This window comes from Ruminococcus sp. AF17-1AC, from assembly GCF_003461385.1.
Lineage (GTDB): Bacteria > Bacillota > Clostridia > Oscillospirales > Ruminococcaceae > Hominimerdicola > Hominimerdicola aceti.
In genome coordinates, this window is record NZ_QTWZ01000001.1 from 17,821 (window position 1) to 39,359 (window position 21,539).

General features: G+C 44.8%; 18 protein-coding genes. 8 read left to right on the plus strand and 10 right to left on the minus strand.

Annotation, left to right across the window (positions count from 1 at the left end):
• Nucleotides 1–240: 240 nt before the first annotated feature.
• Entirely contained in the window at nucleotides 241–1,023 is a 783-nt protein-coding gene (gene spo0A / locus DWW81_RS00070) for a sporulation transcription factor Spo0A (RefSeq protein WP_117892584.1), read from the plus strand.
• 249 nt (nucleotides 1,024–1,272) lie between these two features.
• Here the strand turns inward: spo0A and DWW81_RS00075 are convergent, their stop codons facing one another.
• Nucleotides 1,273–2,688: a sugar transferase gene (locus DWW81_RS00075; RefSeq protein WP_117896623.1), complete on the minus strand. Its 1,416-nt coding sequence runs from the start codon at nucleotides 2,686–2,688 to the stop codon at nucleotides 1,273–1,275.
• Between the two features lie 282 nt (nucleotides 2,689–2,970).
• On the opposite strand from DWW81_RS00075, the gene metF reads away from it, so the two are divergent.
• Nucleotides 2,971–3,825, plus strand: coding sequence for a methylenetetrahydrofolate reductase [NAD(P)H] (gene metF, locus DWW81_RS00080; protein ID WP_117896562.1), 855 nt, complete (start codon nucleotides 2,971–2,973; stop codon nucleotides 3,823–3,825).
• Between the two features lie 270 nt (nucleotides 3,826–4,095).
• Here metF and DWW81_RS00085 read toward each other — a convergent pair whose 3' ends face one another.
• From DWW81_RS00085 to DWW81_RS00105, 5 genes are all read right to left on the minus strand, one after another.
• Complete coding sequence (locus tag DWW81_RS00085; RefSeq protein WP_117896563.1) at nucleotides 4,096–5,370, minus strand: ABC transporter permease; 1,275 nt, start codon at nucleotides 5,368–5,370, stop codon at nucleotides 4,096–4,098.
• Nucleotides 5,371–5,386: 16 nt separating this feature from the next.
• Nucleotides 5,387–7,237: a biotin/lipoyl-binding protein gene (locus tag DWW81_RS00090; protein WP_117896564.1), complete on the minus strand. Its 1,851-nt coding sequence runs from the start codon at nucleotides 7,235–7,237 to the stop codon at nucleotides 5,387–5,389.
• A complete protein-coding gene (locus DWW81_RS00095) occupies nucleotides 7,234–7,920 on the minus strand; it encodes an ABC transporter ATP-binding protein (RefSeq protein WP_117896565.1) in 687 nt (228 codons plus the stop codon). Before DWW81_RS00095 ends, DWW81_RS00090 begins: the two co-directional genes overlap by 4 nt.
• 12 nt (nucleotides 7,921–7,932) lie before the next feature.
• Nucleotides 7,933–9,381 (minus strand): efflux RND transporter periplasmic adaptor subunit, encoded by a 1,449-nt coding sequence (locus DWW81_RS00100; protein ID WP_181982620.1) that lies wholly within the window; start codon nucleotides 9,379–9,381, stop codon nucleotides 7,933–7,935.
• 469 nt (nucleotides 9,382–9,850) lie between these two features.
• The gene (locus DWW81_RS00105) at nucleotides 9,851–10,126 is read right to left on the minus strand and encodes a hypothetical protein (protein ID WP_117896567.1); all 276 of its coding nucleotides are present in this window, start codon (nucleotides 10,124–10,126) and stop codon (nucleotides 9,851–9,853) included.
• Nucleotides 10,127–10,462: 336 nt separating this feature from the next.
• On the opposite strand from DWW81_RS00105, the gene DWW81_RS00110 reads away from it, so the two are divergent.
• A complete protein-coding gene (locus DWW81_RS00110) occupies nucleotides 10,463–11,092 on the plus strand; it encodes an orotate phosphoribosyltransferase (RefSeq protein ID WP_242989547.1) in 630 nt (209 codons plus the stop codon).
• A gap of 133 nt (nucleotides 11,093–11,225) precedes the next feature.
• On the opposite strand, the gene DWW81_RS00115 is transcribed toward DWW81_RS00110, so the two are convergent.
• The 4 genes from DWW81_RS00115 to DWW81_RS00130 form a co-directional block, all read right to left on the minus strand.
• Nucleotides 11,226–11,777 (minus strand): TIGR04002 family protein, encoded by a 552-nt coding sequence (locus DWW81_RS00115; RefSeq protein ID WP_117896568.1) that lies wholly within the window; start codon nucleotides 11,775–11,777, stop codon nucleotides 11,226–11,228.
• Nucleotides 11,778–11,992: 215 nt separating this feature from the next.
• Nucleotides 11,993–12,562, minus strand: a complete 570-nt coding sequence (pdxT, locus tag DWW81_RS00120; protein ID WP_117896569.1) for a pyridoxal 5'-phosphate synthase glutaminase subunit PdxT — start codon at nucleotides 12,560–12,562, stop codon at nucleotides 11,993–11,995.
• 1 nt (nucleotide 12,563) lies between these two features.
• Complete coding sequence (gene pdxS, locus DWW81_RS00125) at nucleotides 12,564–13,439, minus strand: pyridoxal 5'-phosphate synthase lyase subunit PdxS (protein WP_278278267.1); 876 nt, start codon at nucleotides 13,437–13,439, stop codon at nucleotides 12,564–12,566.
• Between the two features lie 371 nt (nucleotides 13,440–13,810).
• On the minus strand, nucleotides 13,811–14,245 hold the full coding sequence (locus DWW81_RS00130; RefSeq protein ID WP_117896571.1) for an Rrf2 family transcriptional regulator: 435 nt from the start codon (nucleotides 14,243–14,245) through the stop codon (nucleotides 13,811–13,813).
• A gap of 204 nt (nucleotides 14,246–14,449) precedes the next feature.
• On the opposite strand from DWW81_RS00130, the gene zapA reads away from it, so the two are divergent.
• From zapA to DWW81_RS00155, 5 genes are all read left to right on the plus strand, one after another.
• On the plus strand, nucleotides 14,450–14,956 hold the full coding sequence (zapA, locus tag DWW81_RS00135; protein WP_117896572.1) for a cell division protein ZapA: 507 nt from the start codon (nucleotides 14,450–14,452) through the stop codon (nucleotides 14,954–14,956).
• A complete protein-coding gene (locus tag DWW81_RS00140; protein WP_117896573.1) occupies nucleotides 14,956–17,028 on the plus strand; it encodes a U32 family peptidase in 2,073 nt (690 codons plus the stop codon). Before zapA ends, DWW81_RS00140 begins: the two co-directional genes overlap by 1 nt.
• 1 nt (nucleotide 17,029) lies before the next feature.
• A complete protein-coding gene (gene dut / locus DWW81_RS00145) occupies nucleotides 17,030–17,470 on the plus strand; it encodes a dUTP diphosphatase (protein WP_022288698.1) in 441 nt (146 codons plus the stop codon).
• 18 nt (nucleotides 17,471–17,488) lie between these two features.
• Nucleotides 17,489–18,637, plus strand: a complete 1,149-nt coding sequence (locus DWW81_RS00150; RefSeq protein ID WP_117896574.1) for an amidohydrolase — start codon at nucleotides 17,489–17,491, stop codon at nucleotides 18,635–18,637.
• 837 nt (nucleotides 18,638–19,474) lie between these two features.
• Complete coding sequence (locus tag DWW81_RS00155; protein ID WP_117896625.1) at nucleotides 19,475–21,538, plus strand: chemotaxis protein CheA; 2,064 nt, start codon at nucleotides 19,475–19,477, stop codon at nucleotides 21,536–21,538.
• The last annotated feature ends 1 nt before the right edge of the window (nucleotide 21,539 follow it).

Consider the following 21,539-nt stretch of genomic DNA (forward strand, 5'->3'; position numbering starts at 1 on the left):
AAAGGCTTTGCATAGAGAAAAATATCATCTGCAGTCGAACAATGCTTAATTATCTTGTTTTGGCATATTCATGCACTGATATTTGTACACTTTGCATTAATTAGTCGATAATTTGTTGACGATTTTTCTAAAAAACTATTGCATTTAACAAATAAATGTGTTATCATTTATCTTGTGAAAGGGAGTTAAAACAAACGCTCTCAAACAAAAATGACAGATTATACGACGGAGGAAATGACAATGACAAACAAGATCAAAATTCTTATTGGCGACGATTCGGCACAGTACGGGGTAGCATGTGCTTCCTCACTGAGAGCAATGGGCTTTTTCGTGATAACACGTCCCAAGGACGGACTTACTATCTATGACGCTATCAAAAACGAACAGCCGGACGTTGTTATCGCAGACGCAGTGATGCCGAGCCTTGACGCAATCGAGCTTATAAGAAAAATACAGAACTCGTCCTATCAGAAACCGCTTTTTATAATTACAAGCGCCTATGAGAACTCATTTATAGAAACACAGGTCATGAACGCGGGAGCATCATATTTCATGCTCAAACCATTCGACATAAAGATACTTGGCGAGAGGATAAAGTCCATGCTGGATATCGACACCGATATATCCTCCGACTCAAGCTATATGAAAAACAAACAGAGCATAAACCTTGAGATAATCGTCACAGACATAATCCATCAGATAGGCGTCCCTGCCCACATCAAGGGCTATCACTATCTCAGGGAAGCTATCATACAGTCCGTGAACGATAAGGAAATGCTTGAAAGCGTTACAAAGCTATTATATCCTGCAGTGGCAAAAAAATTCGCAACTACGCCCTCCAGAGTAGAAAGAGCCATACGCCATGCCATTGAGATAGCATGGGACAGAGGAGATATCGACACCCTCAACAGCTTCTTCGGCTACACCATAAACACAGGCAAGGGCAAGCCCACAAACAGCGAATTTATCGCACTTATCGCAGACAAAATAAGCCTTAAATTCAAGACCACCATGGCGGTCTAGGGGTCATAAGTCATATATGCAAAAAGAGCAGAACGCATTTTCACGTTCTGCTCTTTTGTTACTTGTTGATAAATGTAGGGGCGAACAGCGTTCGTCCGTCTCTGTTCGCCTGCTAAATTTGCAATAAGACAAACTTTTTCGCTTTGGGTGTGACGTTGCATTTCCGAACACAGGCGACCTCAGGTCGCCCCTTCACACAAAATACAAAAAAGAGGGCGAAAATGATCCGCCCTCTGCATTTTCATATTATCACAGCTTTATCTCTTCGCTGTTCTTTTCGTCCTTGCTGTTGTCATGCTCTATCCTGTCACGGTGAGTTTCAAGAGGAGCCGAATCCTTTACACCCTCAGTGGCTTCCGGTATAAAGCAGGTCTTTACCGTCATAAAGAATATTTTAAGATCAAGCATAAGCGACTGATGCTCTATGTACATAAGGTCAAGCTTCAACTTGTCATAAGGCGTAGTGTTATACTTTCCCATTACCTGTGCATAGCCCGTAAGTCCAGCCTTGACTTTCAGCCTGTATTTGAACTCAGGCATTGTTTTTTCATACTTCTGCGCGATCTCAGGCCGCTCAGGTCTAGGCCCTACAAACGACATATCGCCCTTTAGTATGTTTATAAGCTGCGGAAGCTCGTCTATCCTTACTTTTCTTATAAGCTTTCCTATAGGAGTGATACGGCTGTCATTTTTCTTTGCAAGGGTCGCACCGCTTTTCTTTTCAGCGTCAACTATCATGCTTCTGAACTTGTATACCTTGAACACCCTGCCCCCTGTTGTGAGCCTTTTCTGAGAATAAAGCACAGGACCGCCATCATAAGCCTTTATTGCAATAGCTGTCACTAGCATAAACGGTGACGCCACCACCAGTGCTGCTGCTGACAACAAAATATCGAGCGTTCTCTTTATCGCACGCTGTTCCCAGCGCAAGCCGTCATTTCTCGCCAGCAAAAGGGGCGTATCGAAAAGGTGGAAATCCTCCGCACCCCTTACGATAATATCTGACAGCTTAGGGTTTATATAAGTCCTGATAGAATTTTCAAAAGTAAATTTCAAAAGCTTGTTTCTCAGGTCATTTGGGATATCTGAGATTATAACAGCCTCGTGTTTTAATATCTCACGCTCGATATCCTCAAGGCTCTCCTCACAGCTTATAGAAGCGCATATCCTGTATTTGTCATTTCTCACGCTCATTTTTGAAACAAGGTACTTAGCGTTCTTGTTTCCATAAACGATTATCATTCGCCGTGGAGGGTATACCGCCTGATATATCCAAGTGAAAACATAGCTCCACGCAAAGGCTATGGCCACCTGAATGACCGTCATAACAAGTATGGGCGCTATGTTGAGCCTGCCTCGTCCGATAAGAGAAACGAGTATAAATTCTATAAAATTCGCACCCAGCACACCCAGCACCTGCGAACCGAAAAGCCCCGTGAACTTATCATATCCAAGACGGAAGCCGTTAAAGGTCTTTGCCATGGATATATATAGCACCGCATAGATAGCCACCATAAGAATGTTACCATTATGCCAGAACGGGTCACGCATCGCCTTGTTGTAAAAGTTGTTCCAAACGGTGTCGAAGCACTTCATAAAGGCACAGATTATAACAAGTGCGCTGAGATAGTTAAGTATCTTTTTGAACTGATCTCTGTTATTCAACAAAAAACCGCCTTTCTCTGCTGTTTTTGTTATCTGCTCAATGAGTAAAGTATAGCATACTTTTCGCCAATAATCAAGCATTACACACAATTTTCACCGACTGCCACCTTTTTCAACCTGATTTTTCAAGATAATACCTGTATCTTCATTCGATATAGTTTTAAACTATGACAGACCATAGAATAAAAATTATTGATTTACTAGGAAATTTGTGTTATAATACACTTTACAGAAAAAATAAAAAATATATTTTTATATAGATAACAGAAAAGAGGAAAATAAATGAAGACCTGCGAGCTTTTCAAGAAAAAGACAACATTATCCTTTGAGGTATTCCCACCAAAGAGTTCAACACCTGTTGAGAGCATATACAGCACCATATCACAGCTCCAGCCACTTAATCCTGATTTTATCAGCGTAACATACGGAGCAGGCGGAAGCACGAACAATGCGACTATCGACATATGCTCGGCTATAAAAAATCAACACAAGATAGAGTCAGTGGCACATCTGCCATGCCTTTATCAGACAAAGGAGCGAGTATTAGAGCAGCTTGAAGAGATGAAGTCTGCGAATATCGAGAACATACTTGCTTTGAGAGGTGACAGAAACCCTGATTTTGAGCCGGCAGGTGATTTTCACTACGCTTCCGACCTTGTATCTTTCATAAAAGAACACAGCGACATGAACGTAATAGGCGCATGCTATCCTGAATGTCATCCGGAGTGCGACAGCATAGTAGATGATATAAAGCACCTGAAGGATAAAGTAGACGCAGGCTGTTCACAGCTTATCACCCAGCTTTTCTTTGACAACAGCACATTTTACGATTTCAGAGAAAAAACAGCCATAGCAGGGATAAACGTGCCTATCGAAGCAGGAATAATGCCTGTGACCAACAAAAAGCAGATACTTAGAATGACAACTCTTTGTCATGCGACCCTGCCGAAGAAATTTCTGAAGATAATGGACAAATACGAGAACGACCCAATAGCAATGAGAGATGCAGGCATAGCCTATGCGGTATCGCAGATAGTAGATCTCATCGCCAATGATGTAGACGGCATACACCTTTACACCATGAACAATCCATATATAGCAGAGAAGATATGTGAAGCGGTGAAGTCGCTTTTCTGATTTACACAAACGCAAGCAGGCGGAGAATTGATCTCCGCCTGCTTTTTTGTTTTCCGCACAGACCAACTGTAGGGGCGAACAGTGTTCGCCCGTTTCATTTTTTCACGATCCTACTGATTATTACATTGTATAAACACTGCACCCAAATGTAGGGGACGGCGCCCCGACGTCCCCACATCGAAGCGTTAAGGTTTGATTTATCATAAAGCTGTGTAGGCAAACAAAAGCGGGTCAGAGCTTTACACTCCGACACCGCTTTATTATAGCTTATTATTCATATCTCAAAGCGTCGATAGGATTAAGCTTCGCCGCCTTTATGGACGGAATAAGTCCAAATACTATTCCAACTACCATTGAAAATACCACCGACACTACTATTGACGCCGAGGATATCGCCACAGGCACTTCCGCTACCTTCGCTATTACCTGCGAAAGCCCTATGCCCGTCAGCACACCGATTATTCCGCCTATGCTCGTAAGCACTGCCGCTTCTGTCAAAAACTGTGCAAGAATTCTCTTTTTCCTTGCTCCCAGTGCTTTTTTCAGTCCTATCTCTCTCGTTCTCTCTGTTACCGACACGAGCATAATGTTCATTACGCCTATACCGCCTACCAGCAGTGAAATGCTAGCTATCCATATAAGCATCTTATTAGTGGATGAACTCAGATCCTGCAATGACTTCGCCTGCTCCAGCAGGCTATCGCTCTTGTATTCCACAGAAGCGCTGGTTTCCTCGCTTCCGCCCTTTACAGCCGAAACGTTCTCGTTAAGGATATCCGCCGACTTTTTGCCCGCATTCGTCATCGAGTCCGTGTCCACAGCCTTTACGATACAGTTTTCTGGTTCGTCATAGCGGAAAACTATCCCCCAATCGTTTGTGGGGATAAAGATAAGTCCGCTTGATGTCTGATTGTATGTGTAGTAGTCCTCCACTGAGCTTATAACAGGCTCAAAGTTTGAATTTTTCACAGCCACGCCTATTACAGTGAACGGCTCACCACTTATATCTATTACCTTTCCCACAGGGCTTTCACCCTGAAAAAGACCCTCTGCAAGCGTCTTGTCTACCACTGCCACCTTGTCAAATTTGGTAAAGTTTCTCTCCGCAAAGCCCTTTCCCTCAACTATCTCGTATCCAACAGTGTCAAAATAATCCTTGTCTACTCCGTATATAGTTGACGAATCCATTTTGTTGTTAAGATAAAACAGATTGTCAGGATTGTTTCTTGTGCGGTAAAAAGTGCTTGACTCCACCTCTTTAAGCTCGTTGATACGTTTTTTAGTGTCCGATGTGAACATTGCCACATTAGACGGTGGCGTTTCATAAGAAAAGTCGCAAACAGTGTCGCCATTTGAAAGCTGGATCTTCACAGTGTTGTTTCCTGCGCCGATAAGATTGTTCTTTATCTGCTCATTTGTACCCTTGATAGTGGAAACTATAGCAATGATAGCCGCAATACCGATAATGATACCAAGCATAGTAAGAAACGAGCGTATCTTATGTGAAAGTATTCCCTTAAATGAAAGTCTGATATTTTCTATCATATTATCCGCCCCCTTTTTAATACTCAGGAGAAAGGACTTTGTCGGTCTCCTTTGTCCTTACGCCCTCTTTGACGTCCTTGCCGTATGGGAAGCATATCTTGTCTTTCATAGAAAGTCCGCCCTTGACCTCGATATTAGTGCCATACATTATCTTGCCTGTTTTTATGTAGCTTTTCACAAGTCTGCCGTCCTTGTTGGCTTTCATTATATAGTAGTTTCCGTTTTCCTGCCTTACATAATGTATAGGCAGATAAACGCTGTCACTGTTCGTGGTGTCATTCACAAATGAAACGCCTACCCAGTCGCCCACGTTGAAATCCGTGCTGTCGCTGAGCTTAGCTTCTACAGTGTAGGTGGAGCTGTTAGGATTGTCACCCCAGTTGTTTGCCGAGTATGACGTAGGCTCGCTGCTTATCTTTGTTATCTCAGCGTCAATGCTCATTCCCGTGTTGTATGAGTTCACCATAACAGTGTTTCCCACAGCCGCTCTGTCAAGATTAAGCTCGCCCACACTAAAAGTAACGGAAACTCCGCCCTCGCCCTCGATTATAGCGAAAGCGTCATCATCAGAGCTGCCACCGCTGTAGTCCATGCTGCTGTCCATAATGTCCACATCGTCCTTGCCGTCAACATCGTCCGAATTATTGTCCTCTGCGGCAGCGTCGCCTACAGTGCCTATCTTTTTAACAACTCCGTCGATAGTAGCCACTACCTTGCCGTCTGTCTTTTTCTTCAAAGCGTCATTGTAGTCAAGCTTTGCAGACTTAAGGTTAAGCTTCAGGCTCTTTATCTCGTCCTCTTTTTCTGATATCATTTTCTTTATCTCTGCACGGCTGTACATATAGTCCTCAGAGCCTGAATTTGTATCGCCCGTCTGTGACGGGTCAGCAGGAGTGACATCTATGCCGGCGTCATTATCATCATAATCACCGTTATCAGATATGTCCACATCACCGCCATTGTCGATATCATCAGTATCATCGCTGTCGTCAGCACTGTCATCACTGCGGTCTGAGCCTGCAGGCACAACGATAGAGAACTTGCCGAACTGCTCCACAGAAGTGTCAAGTGAAAGCATACCGCTTTCCTTGTCCTCAGTTATCCCCTGGGAAACTGTCCAGTCTGCAAGAGCCTTTTTGCCCATTGTTTCACGGTTGACTATCCACTTGTATATAAAGTTTGAGTTATCATCATAAACGCAAAGCTCCGCATACGCCCCCGTTGTCTTTATCCTTTCAAGAAACGCTCTGGATACCTTGGTGTTACTGTTGCAGTTTATAATGTAAGGATCGTCCTTTGTGCCTGCATTTTCCGTACGGAAAGAAGCCTTTACAACGTCCACGGTTTCCACAGGCTTAGGCTCAGGTGTCGGCTTAGGCTCAGGCTCCGGTGTTGGCTCCGGCTCTGGCTCCGGTTCAGGCTCCGGCTCAGGGTCAGGCTCTTGCGGTGCGTCCTCAGAAGGCTTTAAAAGCTTGTATTTAGCAAGCTCCTTTTCAGCCATTTTGATGTTCTGCTCGCAGACCTTTACCTGATTTTCTTTCTGTGAAAGCTCCAGCTCCACCACCGTCATGTCATATTCAAGTATAGTGTCGCCCTTTTTCACAGTGTCGCCCTTTTTCACAAACACCTTTTTAACAAGCTTCTCGTTGTCAAGAGTAACTCTCTGAGTATTGGCAGAAACTATCTGCCCGTCCATGTTCGTCGAGTTGTTCCACTCATACGCATCCGCACTTTCCGCCATAAGGTCAACAGGAACTACCGCCACAACAGTTTTCTTGTCTTGATTTTTCTTATATTTCATTGCTCCCGCATATCCTCCTCCACCGAGAATAGCAATGCACAGGAGCGTTATTATTATCTTCTTCATTCCTGCTCACCTGCCTTTTCTCCATGAAGCTCGCCATCACGGATATACATTATCCTCTTTGCACATCTTGCAATGTCAGGCTCGTGTGTTATCATAACGATAGTAACACCGTCGTCATTAAGCTCCTTGAAAAGCTCCATTACCTGATCGCCCGACTTTGTGTCAAGAGCGCCTGTGGGTTCGTCTGCAAGAAGAAGCTTAGGATTGTTGACTATCGCCCTTGCAATAGCCACCCTCTGCTTCTGACCGCCTGAAAGCTGAGTAGGCTTGAACATCATTCTCTCTGCAAGCCCCACCTTTTCAAGAGCCGCCTTTGCTCTCTGACGTCTTTCTCTTTTGCCTACCCCCGCATAAAGCAGCGGAAGCTCCACATTTTCAAGTGCTGATTGTCTAGGGAGCAGATTAAAGTTCTGAAACACAAAACCTATCTTCTTGTTTCTTATCTCCGAAAGCTTCCTATCCTTTGCCTGCATAATGTCACAGCCGTCAAAAACAAAGCTTCCCTTTGTCTGCTTGTCAAGACAGCCTATAATGTTCATGAGCGTAGACTTTCCCGAGCCTGACGGACCCATTATCGCCACATATTCCCCCTCTGAAACATCAAGGGAAATATCCTTAAGCACAGGCACAGCTTCCTTGCCCTGCAAATAATCCTTGTAGATATTTTTCAGTTCAAATACCATTGCAAGCCCTCCTTATTCAGCGAAAGCTGCGTCAGCATCAGCAGCGTCGGCATTCTCACCGTCTGCATTTTCTGCATTTTCCTCTTCACCGTAAAGCTTGTTGAAGTATTCTTCTATCTCCTCGTCAGTCATGCTTTCAAACATATCCTCGTTTATAGCCATGCCGTCCTCATCACTTCCGTCATAAGCTATGTCATTGTCGCCGCCCTCGGTATCAGCGTCACTGTCCGTGTTGTCGTTCGGGTCAAGGTCATTAGGCGGAACAGACACATCAGCCTCATTTGTGGTAGCCGTCATGCCCTCCTCGATAGATTTGTCAGGGTATGCGATAAAGTCGCCCTTTTCAAGACCTGACTTTATCTCGCAGTCTCCGTTCTCCTCGTCCTTCTGACCTATCTCAACATATCTCTTTTCTATCTTTCCGTCTTCGTTCTTAGCCCAAACGTAGTTCTTCTTGCCGTCCTTGCAGATAAAGTCGGAATAGAGCCAAATTCCTGTTTTGTTTATAGCGGTGTCCTGACCGTTATCAATCTCGATAAGAACGTGCTGACCGAGCATAAGTCCGTCAAGGCTCTCAGGCTTAACATAGAAAGCGTAGTTTGAAGACTGGCTCATCTCATCGCTTGAACCGTAGCTGTACATATACATATCTTCACCAGAATTTTTCTGCGGACTTGTGTCAACAGAAGTTATCTCGCCCTTCCAAGTGGAATCATCAAGCCTTGACTTTACGATAACAGAAGCTCCCTGCATGATATCTTTGCTGTTCTGCTCGTTGAATCTGCCCTTTATTCTGTAGTCGCCCTCTTCTGTTATCTGCATTATAACGTCGCCGCCGTCCTGCTGAAGCTTGTCCACCGTCTTGACGTTCTTTACAGTTCCGTCGATAGAAGCGGTGACATATGCGTTCTTTGTGGAAGCCTCCAGCTTTTTGATTTCAACGTTTTTAGTCTTTATGTCATATTCGTTCTTGGCATTGTCGCTCTGCAAAGAAAGGATCTGGGTCGTGTATGACACAGCGGCGTCCTGATCGGCGTTTTTCTTTGCCTTTTCAAGCTCAGCTATCTGATTCTTGTTTGAAACTATCTCGTTCTGAAGCCTTTCCACCTCAAGCTTAGCCTGCTCAAGCTGAAGGTTTATAGCCTCAACGTCATATGTAAGAAGCTTGTCACCCTTTTTAACAGAGTCACCGTTCTTGACAAGTATCTCGTCCACCGTCTTTGAACTGTCATACTTTACGTCCACAGACTCCTGTGCCTCAACAACGCCCAAAAACGAGCAATTAGAAAGCTTGAAGTCCGACACAGTGTTAAGCGACGATACCTTCTGCACATATACCTTCTGTGAGCTTTTCGAGCCTCCCTTGCCGGTCTTTTTCCATACGAGAAAACCTCCCACACACACTGCGCAAACGATAACAAGCACTATTATAACAGTGCATATCCTTTTTTTCGTGGTCATTGCAATACCTCCGTTTGTGATTTTTCCAAAACAGCATAAAAAATCCGCCTGACAGCAGCCGGACGGATAAAACGCCCCACCTTCCCCATAAGGGTATAGCATGAGCGTATTATTCTTTGTTATCTTGCTGTCCTGTTGTCTTTTGTTCTTATCTGTTTTTATGTATACATTATACCATAAAAAGAGTATAAGTCAATAAATAAAGCCGTTGTTTTAAGAAACTCATAAGAATTTCCCTCATCTATAAAGACGTGCAATAACCAATAAAGTTGCAAACAAAAAAATCTCACACGCACACTATTCGCCCCCCTACATACAAACAGCATATTTACATTGCTTGTAGGGGACGGCGCCCTCGACGTCCCGCTTGTTTGACATTCTTGGCGAAACAGTGTTCGTCCGTTTCTGCTGTTTATTACATCTACCACCAACAACAAAAAAAGGGCAGCCCAAGCCGCCCTGATATGTATTATTTTTTCTTAGCCATAAGCCCTATCATTATAAGCACTACCACCGCACCGCCACCGATACAGCCGAAAAGCACCCAGTCCGTCTCCGTGTTCTGGGTGGAGTTTTTCTGCGCCTTGATGACCCCCTGCTCCGCCATAGCCTCCGCCGCAGAGCTTTCCGTCACAATGGAGCTGTCCTCCACCTGAGGGCTGTCCGCATACACCGCCCACGGTATTATCATCATAAGCGACATCACAGCCGCCCCAAGCCCCGACAAAAGCTTTCTCGTCCTCATATAAAAAGACCTCCTCCGATACGCCATTTATCAACAGCAAAGCTTTATCACAGAGCTGCTTAAAGTTTTCCTCATTCAATTATACACATTTCCCAATAAAATTACAAGCAGAATTTTGTACAAATCATACATTAGTTTACACAACAATATACACAACACCTCACGGATTACAAATAAATCGCTGTAAATTTTGATTTATCAGTTTATTAATTGTGTATTGTCACAAAAATATATAGCAAAATTCATCAAAAATAGCATTGAAATTCTTGCCTATATGTGATATAATAACGAATAGCAACATACTGTTCACACTTTACTTGTAAGGAGGTCTTTATTTTGGAAGAACGTATGCAAATTATACAGGCAGCAGGCAACAGCAAGATACAGATAGGCGTTATACCGGGTCACTATGCAACTAACCACTCGCATATCAATTATTATGTAGATATAACATCTCTTAAAACTGGTTATAAAATGGCAAAAGAAGCCGCAAAGGCATTGGCAGCCACCTATGTTTCAACACATATCGACACTATCATATGCCTTGAAGGCACAGAGATCATCGGTGCCTTTCTCGCTGAAAGCCTTGGCGAAAGCGGCATAAACAGCGGTGCAGACGTAAATGTAGTAACACCTGAGCTAAACGCTGTAAATCAGATGATATTCAGAGATAACACTCAGAAGAAGATATGGGGCAAGCAGGTGCTTCTGCTTATCGCTTCCGCATCTACAGGAAAAAGCATAAACAGAGCTATCGACTGCCTGAAATACTATAACGGCAACCTTGTGGGAATAGCTTCCATATTCTCCGCTATCAAAGAGAACAATGGCATTGCTATCCATGCCCTTTTCACAGAAAAGGATATTCATGATTACATGACATATACATCATCAGAATGCCCAATGTGCAAATCAGGACAGAAGGTCGACGCTTTGGTAAACAGCTTCGGCTATTCAAAGATATAGCTTGTAACTTCATTCTCCATAAAAATAACGTTAAAGGGACGGAATTTGACTTCCGCCCCTTTTTCTTTTGCCAAAATGCGTAGGGACGACCTGATGTCGTCCACTTTGCTTATCACGCTTTTATGCCAATAAATTATCCAAACAAATGTGAAAACTTCTTTTTAAGCCCAGCCTTGTCAAAACCAAGACCAAGCACTATATAAAGTATCGAGCTTGCAAGCACCTGTATGCAGTAAGCAGGAGTCTGGCCGAAAGCCGAAATTATTGCGCTCTTTGAGAAACCGCCTGCCATAAAAATTCCCTCATAAAGACTGTAGCATACCACGCATATAACAAGTGCAGGGATAATGCCGAGAAGATTTCTCACGCAGATTATTTTCTCTGTCTTTCTTGAAAAGCAAAGAGCAGTTATCGCCTTTATAACGATAGTTCCCGGAAGCCATACCACAAATCCCGAAAGTCCGTCTGCAAGACCTGCTCCGATAGCGCCTGCCGCCATTGCATAAGGTGTAGGAAGCATTGAAGCCGCAAGATAAATAAGTCCGTCACCTGCGTGTGTGTAGCCTGCACCTGTAGGAATGTGCAGCCATGCCGTAAGAACATATATCATAGCCGCAAAAAGGCCTGTCACACAAATAAGCTGAATATGCTTTGTTGAATTTTTTACCTGAGCTGTTGTACTCATTATTATCACTCCAATTTATTTTTTTACCATTTGTCGATAAAATCATATCATGTAGGAGAACGGCGCAATTTCTGTTTCACAGAAATTTGGCATCCCGTTATTTCCAGTAGAACTTAGTGTTTCTGGCAATATCCCCACAAATGCACCAATGCCTTTACACCATTTTCAGAGAAAAGACATATAATGCAATATTTGTGGTCGCCCACCATTATTCTTTATTTTCCGCTTATCATATCAAGAAAATACTGATGAACTGTCCTGTCATCAGTAAGCTCAGGGTGAAAAGCCGCCGCAAGCTGATTTTTATATCTCACCCCAGTAATGAAGCCCTCGTGCTGCGAAAGCACCTGGCATTCATCATCAAGCACCTTTTCGATATAAGGAGCTCTTATAAATACCTGGGTTATTTCCCTGCCCGCAAAATCTTCCTTACATGAAAAGCTTCCAAGCTGTCTGCCGTAAGCGTTTCTTTTTACCCTCACAGGCAGTGTGCAGAAATTCTTTCTGTCATCATTGGATACCTCTTCTGCAAGCAGTATAAGCCCTGCACAAGTGCCGAAACAGTATCCGCCATTTTTGATGTATTCGCTCACAGGCTCAAAAAGTCCAAGCTCTCTTAACAGCTTTCCCATAACAGTGCTTTCGCCACCTGGGATAATGATGCCGTCAAAGCCGTCATCAAAATCACGAAGCTGCCTTATCTCTTTTACCTCTGCTCCTAAAGCCGTCAGAGCTTTTTCGTGTTCCGCAAATGCCCCTTGCAGAGCCAGAACTCCGATCTTCATATTACTTGCCTCTCTCTGCCATGAGCAGCTTGATCTCCTGCTCGTTGATACCTACCATAGCCTCGCCAAGATCTTCAGAAAGCTCAGCCAGCATCTTAGGATCATTGTAATTTGTCACAGCCTGAACGATAGCTCTTGCTCTCTTCTCAGGGTCGCCTGACTTGAAGATACCTGAGCCTACGAATACGCCCTCTGCCCCAAGCTGCATCATAAGAGCAGCGTCCGCAGGAGTAGCAACTCCGCCTGCCGCAAAATTTACAACAGGAAGTCTGCCGTTATCAGCAACATACTTAACGAGCTGATAATCAACTCTCAAGTCCTTTGCAGCCTGATAAAGCTCGTCCTTTGACATTGAAGTAAGTCTTTTTATCTCGCTCATCATCATTCTCATGTGGCGAACAGCCTGAACAACATCGCCCGTACCGGGCTCGCCCTTTGTTCTTATCATTGACGCTCCCTCGCTTATTCGTCTGAGAGCCTCGCCCAAGTCCTTTGCACCGCATACGAACGGCACCTTGAACTGCGTCTTGTCAATGTGATACTTGTCGTCAGCAGGTGAAAGCACTTCGCTCTCGTCAATGTAGTCTATCTCTATAGCCTCGAGTATCTGCGCCTCAGCAAAATGACCTATCCTGCACTTTGCCATAACAGGGATAGAAACAGCCTCCTGAATACCCTTTATCATCTTAGGGTCGCTCATTCTCGAAACACCGCCTGCGGCTCTTATGTCAGCAGGGATACGCTCCAGCGCCATAACAGCGCAAGCTCCTGCCGCTTCAGCTATCTTAGCCTGCTCAGGTGTAGTAACGTCCATTATAACGCCGCCCTTTAACATCTGTGCAAGATTTTTATTAAGTTCATACTGTTCGCTCATGATATTTTCCTCCGATAAATTAATTTCTATCCTTATTTTATACCTCCAGACTATGATTTGCAAATGCCTCAGTTTCGCACTTTTTCCACCGCAGATTGTATCTTTTGCACAATCCAAAAGTCCTATCCGAACATCACATTTGTGCATCAAAGCAATACCATATCCCACAATAATTTTACAATAACATGACAAAATCAATCATGCACAAAACCAAGCTGTAATATAGGCTTTCTTTTGTGCTATAGGTAGAAGATAAAAAGGCGTAAAAAAAGAGCGGTCATAAGCAAGACCACTCAATTCTGCAAACAGACAGCTTAAGATCGCACAAAAAACGCATAAAAAAACGGGCGAGCAAAGCCCGCCCCTACAAAATATCAAATAACGTAATCATCTATCCTTGCATTTTCCTGATTTACAAGGTCCTGCAAAGTAATGCCGTCAACAACATCATTTATAGCACCGTAAAGCTTTTTCCATACCATCAGCGTTGAACAGCTGTCCTGACGCGGGCAGGTATTTTCTTCCCCCTCCAGACAAGCCACAGGAGCAAGACTTCCCTCTGTGAGCCTAAGTATCATTCCCACAGTGTATTCCTCAGGCGACTTTGCCAGCTTGTATCCGCCACCTGCACCACGAACGCTCTTTACAAAGCCCGCTCTTGCAAGAATGGATATTATCTGTTCAAGATACTTGTCGCTGATGTCTTGTCTTTCAGCGATCACTTTGATAGGCACATATCCGCTCTGCTCATGTAAAGCAAGGTCAAGCATAAGCCTCAGTGCATATCTTCCCTTTGTGGATATTTTCATCAGCGTCAGATCCTTTCATAAATCCTATAGAAAATCTATGATTAATTATATATCATATTTGTAAAAATGTCAAGCAAAAACCACCGCAAAGGGCGTATTTACAAAAAACTTCTTTTTACCCTCTTTATTTTTCTCAAAAAGTAGTGTATAATACAATTAAGTATACAAGTTCACAGCAAAGAAAATAAAGGGAGGTCAAAAGCTATGAAAAACAAGCTTAAAGTAAATATTTACAACCGTACATACAATCTGCTTTCCGAAGAGTCGCAGGAGTATACCAATAAACTTGCGTTGGTGATAAATTCAAAGATAAAAGGCATGATGAAAGCTATCCCGAGCCTTTCCGTTCAGGACGCCGCAGTGCTGACAGCACTTGATTGTCTTGACGAGCTTAGCAAGGCAAATCAGAATATCGAGAATATCCGCACCCAGATAAAGGACTATGTTGACGACGCAGGCAGAGCAAGAAGTCAGGCTGACGAAGCTCAGAAAGAAATAAGAGAGCTTCAGGCAAAAGTCCATGACCTTGAAGAACAGCTCGAAGCACGCACAGTTGTAAAAAGAGAGCCTGAGGACGAAGTTATAAACGCAAACGAGCTTCTTTCGCAGGAGATAAAGAACGCTATTGAAAGACCTGTCCACCCTAATCAGCCTAACAACGGCAATTTTGTCGGCACAGTGAATTACAGACCCGAGGGAGGAAGCCGTTAATGGCTCACAAAGCTGAGATACTTGCCCCCTGCGGTTCTTTTGAAACTCTCGAAGCCGCCCTTAGAAGCGGCTGTGACGCAGTTTATCTTGGGGGAGAGAAATTTTCCGCCAGACAAAATGCCGCCAATTTCACAGATGAACAGCTAAAAGAAGCCGTAAGGCTCTGTCACCTGCGAGGTGTAAAGGTCTATCAGGCGATAAACACTGTTGTCTTTGACGAACAGCTCGAAGAGTGCAAAAAAGCCGTCAAGTTTGCCGCAGAAATTGGTGTTGACGGACTTATCACCCAAGACCTGACCCTTGTGAAAATATGCCGTGAATGTTGCCCCGACCTTGAATATCACGCCTCCACCCAAATGACCATCCACAGCGAAAGCGGTGTGAAAATAGCTAAAAGCCTCGGTTTTTCAAGAACCGTCCTGTCAAGAGAGCTTCCCGAGCATACCATAAAAGACCTCACCGCCCTTGGCATCGAAACAGAGGTCTTTGTCCACGGCGCACTTTGTATGTCCGTGTCAGGTCAGTGCTATATGAGTGCGTTGATAGGCTCACGAAGTGCCAACAGGGGACTTTGTGCTCAGGCTTGCAGACTGCCTGCTCAGGGGGATAAGATAACAAAGGGGCAGGAGCGTTACGCCCTCTCGCTGAAAGATATGTCCTATGTTGATAAGCTCCAAAGGCTCGAAAAGGACGGAGTTTCCTCTCTTAAAATAGAGGGCAGAATGAAGCGCCCCGAATATGTTGCGGCGGCAGTGAACTGCTGTAAAAATTCTCTCGAAAACAAGCCTTATAACCTGAAAGCCCTTGAAGCGGTCTTTTCCCGCGGGGGCTTTACAGACGGCTATTACAATGGCAGATTAGGCAGAGAAATGTTCGGCACAAGGCAGAAAGAGGACGTTTCCGCCACCGCCAGAATTCTTCCCGAGCTTCATGAGCTTTACCGCAGATGTGAAAAGCGCACAAAAGCCTTTTTCACCATAAAGCTTCAGGAAAGTTCTCCGGCGGAGCTTTCTCTCCGTGACAGCGAGGGAAACACCGTGACCGTTTACGGCGATATACCACAAAAAGCCTTGAAAAAGGCCTGCGACAGCGACTATGTAAAAAAACAGCTCTCCAAGCTTGGGGACACCATATACGAGTTCGGAGGACTTGAAGCCGCCATAGGCAAAGACCTTGCCTATCCAGCTTCCGCACTTAATGACCTAAGACGGCAGGCGGTAGAAAAGCTTGACCAAAAGCGTATAGACTTTTTCACCCATACCGCCGATTTTACCGACAAAGCACTTGCCGATCTTCCTTCCCTGCCAAAAGCCTATGAACACAAAAAGATCCGCATAATGCTCTCAAAGCTCTCTCAGCTTGAGGGTATTGACCTTGACAAAGCAGAGCTTGTGGGCGTGCCAATAGAGATAGCGTCAGAAGCGGTAAAGATCGTGTCAGACAAAAGCAAGCTTATGATAATAATGCCACGCTTCACATTCGACGAGAAAGCCCTATGTGAAAAGCTTTCAGCCGCAAAAGAAGCAGGCATAACAAAAATGCTCGCCATGAATATCGGCCACTGCCTTATTGCGAATGACCTTGGCTTTGAGCTTCACGCAGGCTATTCATTCAATCTTTGCAACTCAGCCGCATTGGACGAGATAAAAAAACTCGGTGCAAAAGACTGCACAGTGTCCTTTGAGCTTAAAGCGTCGCAGATAGAAAAGTTAAAGAAGCCCATTGAGATAGGCTTTGTGGCATACGGCAGACTTCCCCTTATGCTCACTGCAAACTGTCCTATAAGAAACGATATGGGCTGTAAAAACTGCAAGGGCAAGCTTTTTGACCGCACAGGCAGAGAGTTTCCGGTGAGATGTCCAAAGGGCAGAGATTGCGCAGAGATACTAAATTCCGATATTTTGTACCTTGCAGACAAGCTGACGGATTTTGACAATGCCGACTATATGGAGCTTCACTTCTATGAGGAGAATGCCCACAGGATAAACGAAATAATAAAAGCCTACAGTGGCGAAAGGGGCGCAAAACCCGAAAACGCCACCAATGGCCTATACTACAGAGGAGTTTTATAAAATGAGATTACTTATAAAAAAGCTTAAGGAAAATGCAGTTATCCCTGCAAGACAAACAGAATTTAGCGCAGGCTATGACCTTTGTGCCTGCACAGATGCACCTGTTACCATAAAAGCAGGTCAAACCGAGAAAATACACACAGGCATATCAGCCGAGGTTCAGGGAGAGAAAAACTGCGTTCTTCTTATCTATGCAAGAAGCTCCCTTGCATCAAAGTTCGGCATCGCCCCTGCAAACTGCGTTGGCGTTGTTGATTGGGACTACAGAGGTGAGATAATCTGCGCTCTCCACAACAGTTCAGACAAGGACTACACCATAAACAGCGGCGACAGGATCGCACAGCTTGTGATAACCCCTGTTTTCACTCCCGAAGTAGAGGAAGTAACAGAGCTTTCCGATACAGAGCGTGGCGCAGGCGGATTTGGCTCAACAGGCAAATAAGAATGGTGAAAACTGCATATGAAAATTTACAACGTTAAAATAAAGACCATGGACAGCGACAGGCGTGTTATTGAAAACGGCTGGGTTGAGATAACAGACGGCATTATTTCCGCTGTAGAAAGTGGCTCTCCCGAAGCTGTCACAGCCGAGGACATAGACGGCAACGGCAGAACAGTTTACCCTGGTTTTATCGACATTCACACACATCTTGGACTATCCACAAGCGGCGTAGGCATGGAGGGCGAAGATTTCAACGAGGAATCTGAACCATGCACAGCTCATATCCGCATTGTTGACGGCATAAACCCGATCGACTATTCCTTTGAGCTTGCAAGAAAAGCAGGCGTAACTTGCTGTCTTGTATCCCCAGGCTCAGCAAACCCAGTCGCAGGCAGTATTGCGGCAGTAAAAACCTATGGCAAGCGAATAGATAAAATGCTTGTAGGCACAGTTGGAATGAAATTCTCAATGGGTGAAAACCCTAAGCTCACCTATTCCGACAAAGAAGACGCCCCCTACACCCGAATGGCGGTAGCAGGAATAATAAGAGAAGCGCTTATAAAGGCGCAGAAATACGGTGAAGCGGTCGAGCGTGCAATGGGAAGCGAGGAGGATATGCCTGAGTTTGACATGAAGTCGGAGGCTCTGCTCCCTGTTCTCAGAGGCAAAGTCAAGGCGCATTTTCACTGTCACAGGGCGGACGATATTTTCACCGCCATAAGGATAGCGAAAGAATTTGAGCTTGACTATGTGCTTATACACTGCACTGACGGTCATATCATAGCTGACGAACTTGCAGAGGAAGAAGCAAGCTGTGTGATAGGTCCTGTAATATGCGACAGATGCAAGCCTGAAATGGCAAATCTGACCCCAGCCAATGCCGGCATACTTTCTTCTCACGGCATAAAGGTAGCTATCTGCACCGACCACTCAGAAGTGCCGGTAGAATATCTGCCCTTGTCAGCGGCAATCGCAGTAAAGAACGGTCTTGACTATGAAAAGGGCATTGAAGCTATCACCTGCACAGCGGCAGAGATAGCAGGCATTTCCGACCGAGTAGGCTCTATAAAGACAGGGCTTGACGCAGACCTCACCCTATTCAGCGGCGACCCCCTTGATGTAATGGTATCACCTGACATGGTGATATGCGGCGGAAAAATAATTTGATATGATACCAATGCGGAACGGTTTTCGTTTCGCATTTTTTATTTGTACTTGTGTTATCTGCACTTTGTTATGCACTTTACAAACCATGTAGGGGCTGGCGCCCTCGACAGCCCGCACCTGTTTGCCTGTCCAATCCTGCGATAACCATACAAAGTTCGGCACGTTGTTTCAAAATGCCATACGACACATATACACAATATTGCGAAACATAACCACTAAAAATTATTGCACAAACCCCGATAACCCCACAAATGGCGGTAGGGGCGAACAGAGTTCGCCCACCTTTATTCACCTACATGGTTTGTACAAATTCAACCCTCGCAACTCCTCGAAACGGGACGTCGTATTTCTGCAAAGCAGAAATTGCGCTGCTCCCCTACAGGTATTCGGGCAAGTTTCTGCGCCGCAAAATCGCTCCGCTCTTTGCGGATATACGTTTTGCTTTGGGATAGAATAGCGGTGCAGATTGTGTTACTCCGATATTTCTTTTGTCTGATATCTTATTTCTATATGCTTTTAATACTACAATCTGCACCTAGTCGGCTATCGCCGAATGAGGCTCTGCCTCATACTCCGCTAGGGGCTTTGCCCCTAGACCCCACAAGCCCTCCAGCGCCGAGCTTGAGCGTGCGCTTTATCTCTCGCTTCGCTCGGTGCTTGGGGGCAGCTTTGCTCATTCCTCATTCCTAATTCCTCACTCCTCACTTACTCCCCTCCTCACTTGATCGTTTCTTTTACTTAAAATGCACAAAAATGCTTGAAAAATATCAAAAAATTTGCTATAATATTATTGATTATATCCGTATGCTTCAACAGCACCGAAAGGGAGTGACTTTTTTGCCGAAATTTGAAAGCGGTATGGAAAATATGGCGGATATGTTCGTCTTTGAAACAGGCGACCTTCTGGAAAAGTTGGACGAGATCCTTATGCGCACCGAGCAGGAAGACTCTATCTCCTCCGACGATATCAACGAGATATTCCGTACCATGCACACTATTAAAGGCTCTGCCGCCATGATGAGTATGCACAATATGTCTACCCTTGCCCACTCAGTTGAGGATCTCTTCTACATTATCCGTGAAGACCCTACTGTGAAATATGACAAGCCTGCTCTCTATGAGCTTCTTTTCTCAGCCTCCGATAACCTTAAATCTGAGCTTGATTCACTCTATGACGACGCACCGCTCACCGATTTTTCAGAGCTTGAAAATAAGATACACGCCTTTGCTGCCACCATGAAAGGTCAGCCTGCCACAGACAGTTCCGATACTTCCTCAGCCGATACCGCCACCTATGAGGGGCTTTTCCCTGATGATGAAAAAGAGGGCGTTCTCACCTATAAGATCACATATTCCGAAAGCTGTGCAATGCCTGATATGCGTGCATTGGTGCTTTTGCGTGCCTTAGGTAAAATGTGCGAGGTAATAAAAACTTTCCCTGAGGATCTTGACGCCGACAATGCAGGGGACGAGATATCCAAAAAGGGACTTTACATAAAGCTTATCACTGATGACCCGAATGGCGTTCTTGACCTTATGAAAAACGCCGTGAACGTTGACAAAGCCGAGCAGGCGAAAAAGCCTGAGCAACCTGCTAACGCAGCCAAAAAACCTCAGCCTGCCCAAAAGTCTGCTCCGGAAAAGTCAGCCCCAAAGCCTGCTCAGCCTGCAAATGCAGTCCCCAAAAAGCCTGCCGAAAAGCATGAGCAGTCTATGATATCCGTCAAGCTCGATAAGCTCAACAGACTTCTTGACCTTGTGGCTGAGATCGTTATAACCGAAGGTTCTGTTATCTCATCTCCCGACCTGAAAAAAGCCGAGATAAACCTTGACCGCTTCAATAAATCCTCCCGTGAGCTGAAAAAGCTTACCGATGAGCTTCAGGACGTTGTAATGTCCATACGAATGGTACCTGTTTCCACAGCATTTCAGAAGATGAACCGTGTTGTCAGGGATATGAACCAAAAGCTCAAAAAGAACGTTACTCTTGTGTTTGAAGGGCAGGAAACGGAAGTGGATAAATCTATCGTAGATATCCTCAACGACCCCCTTATGCACATTGTGAGAAACGCAGTTGACCACGGCATAGAAGACCCCGAAGTCCGTGCAAAAGCAGGCAAGACCGAGCCTGCCACAGTTACTCTGAGCGCAGGCTATGACTCCAACGAAGTGGTTATCTCCTGCCGTGACAACGGTGCAGGAATGGATACCGCAAAGCTTATGGCAAAAGCCAAGAAAAACGGTATGCTCACGAAGCCTGAGAATGAATATACCGACAAAGAGATATTCAATTTCGTTGTGGCGGCAGGCTTTTCCACCAATGATAAGATAACCGAATATTCAGGCAGAGGCGTTGGAATGGACGTTGTAAAGAAAAACCTTGAAAAAGTAGGTGGCAAGCTCTCTGTTAACTCCAAGTTTGGCGAAGGCTCTGTCTTTACTATAAGGATACCACTTTCTCTGTCTATCCTTGACGTTTTAAGCGTTGACGTAGGGGGCGAGAATTTCTCTCTGCCTGTTTCCGCAGTTTCCGAAGCTTTCTCCTGCAAAGCCGAAAGCTTTATCACCGACCCCGAGGGCAACGAGTTTATAATGCTCCGTGAAAAATGTCTGCCTCTTATCAGAATGAGCGACCATTTTGATATACCAAATGCCGAAAAGGACGTAACAAAGGGCATAATGCTCTGTTGTAAAGACGGTGGCAAGGAAGCCGTCCTCATGGCAGACAGGATAACAGTTGACCAGCAGGTGGTAGTAAAACCGTTCTCACCTCTCCTTGATGCCTATCCCCTCAAAGAATCAGGCATGGCAGGCTGTTCAGTCCTCGGTGACGGCAGTATAACCATAATACTGGATATGAAAGAATTTCTCGGCAATTATGACTTCCGAAAGGGTGAATAAA

What these genes read in the sequence shown, in the direction of transcription:
- spo0A (WP_117892584.1), top strand. Translation starts at nt 241, where the DNA reads ATGACAAACAAGATCAAAATTCTTATTGGCGACGATTCGGCACAGTAC.
- metF (WP_117896562.1), top strand. Translation starts at nt 2,971, where the DNA reads ATGAAGACCTGCGAGCTTTTCAAGAAAAAGACAACATTATCCTTTGAG.
- DWW81_RS00085 (WP_117896563.1), bottom strand. Translation starts at nt 5,370, where the DNA reads ATGATAGAAAATATCAGACTTTCATTTAAGGGAATACTTTCACATAAG.
- DWW81_RS00090 (WP_117896564.1), bottom strand. Translation starts at nt 7,237, where the DNA reads ATGAAGAAGATAATAATAACGCTCCTGTGCATTGCTATTCTCGGTGGA.
- DWW81_RS00095 (WP_117896565.1), bottom strand. Translation starts at nt 7,920, where the DNA reads ATGGTATTTGAACTGAAAAATATCTACAAGGATTATTTGCAGGGCAAG.
- DWW81_RS00100 (WP_181982620.1), bottom strand. Translation starts at nt 9,381, where the DNA reads ATGACCACGAAAAAAAGGATATGCACTGTTATAATAGTGCTTGTTATC.
- DWW81_RS00105 (WP_117896567.1), bottom strand. Translation starts at nt 10,126, where the DNA reads ATGAGGACGAGAAAGCTTTTGTCGGGGCTTGGGGCGGCTGTGATGTCG.
- DWW81_RS00115 (WP_117896568.1), bottom strand. Translation starts at nt 11,777, where the DNA reads ATGAGTACAACAGCTCAGGTAAAAAATTCAACAAAGCATATTCAGCTT.
- pdxT (WP_117896569.1), bottom strand. Translation starts at nt 12,562, where the DNA reads ATGAAGATCGGAGTTCTGGCTCTGCAAGGGGCATTTGCGGAACACGAA.
- DWW81_RS00130 (WP_117896571.1), bottom strand. Translation starts at nt 14,245, where the DNA reads ATGAAAATATCCACAAAGGGAAGATATGCACTGAGGCTTATGCTTGAC.
- zapA (WP_117896572.1), top strand. Translation starts at nt 14,450, where the DNA reads ATGAAAAACAAGCTTAAAGTAAATATTTACAACCGTACATACAATCTG.
- DWW81_RS00140 (WP_117896573.1), top strand. Translation starts at nt 14,956, where the DNA reads ATGGCTCACAAAGCTGAGATACTTGCCCCCTGCGGTTCTTTTGAAACT.
- dut (WP_022288698.1), top strand. Translation starts at nt 17,030, where the DNA reads ATGAGATTACTTATAAAAAAGCTTAAGGAAAATGCAGTTATCCCTGCA.
- DWW81_RS00150 (WP_117896574.1), top strand. Translation starts at nt 17,489, where the DNA reads ATGAAAATTTACAACGTTAAAATAAAGACCATGGACAGCGACAGGCGT.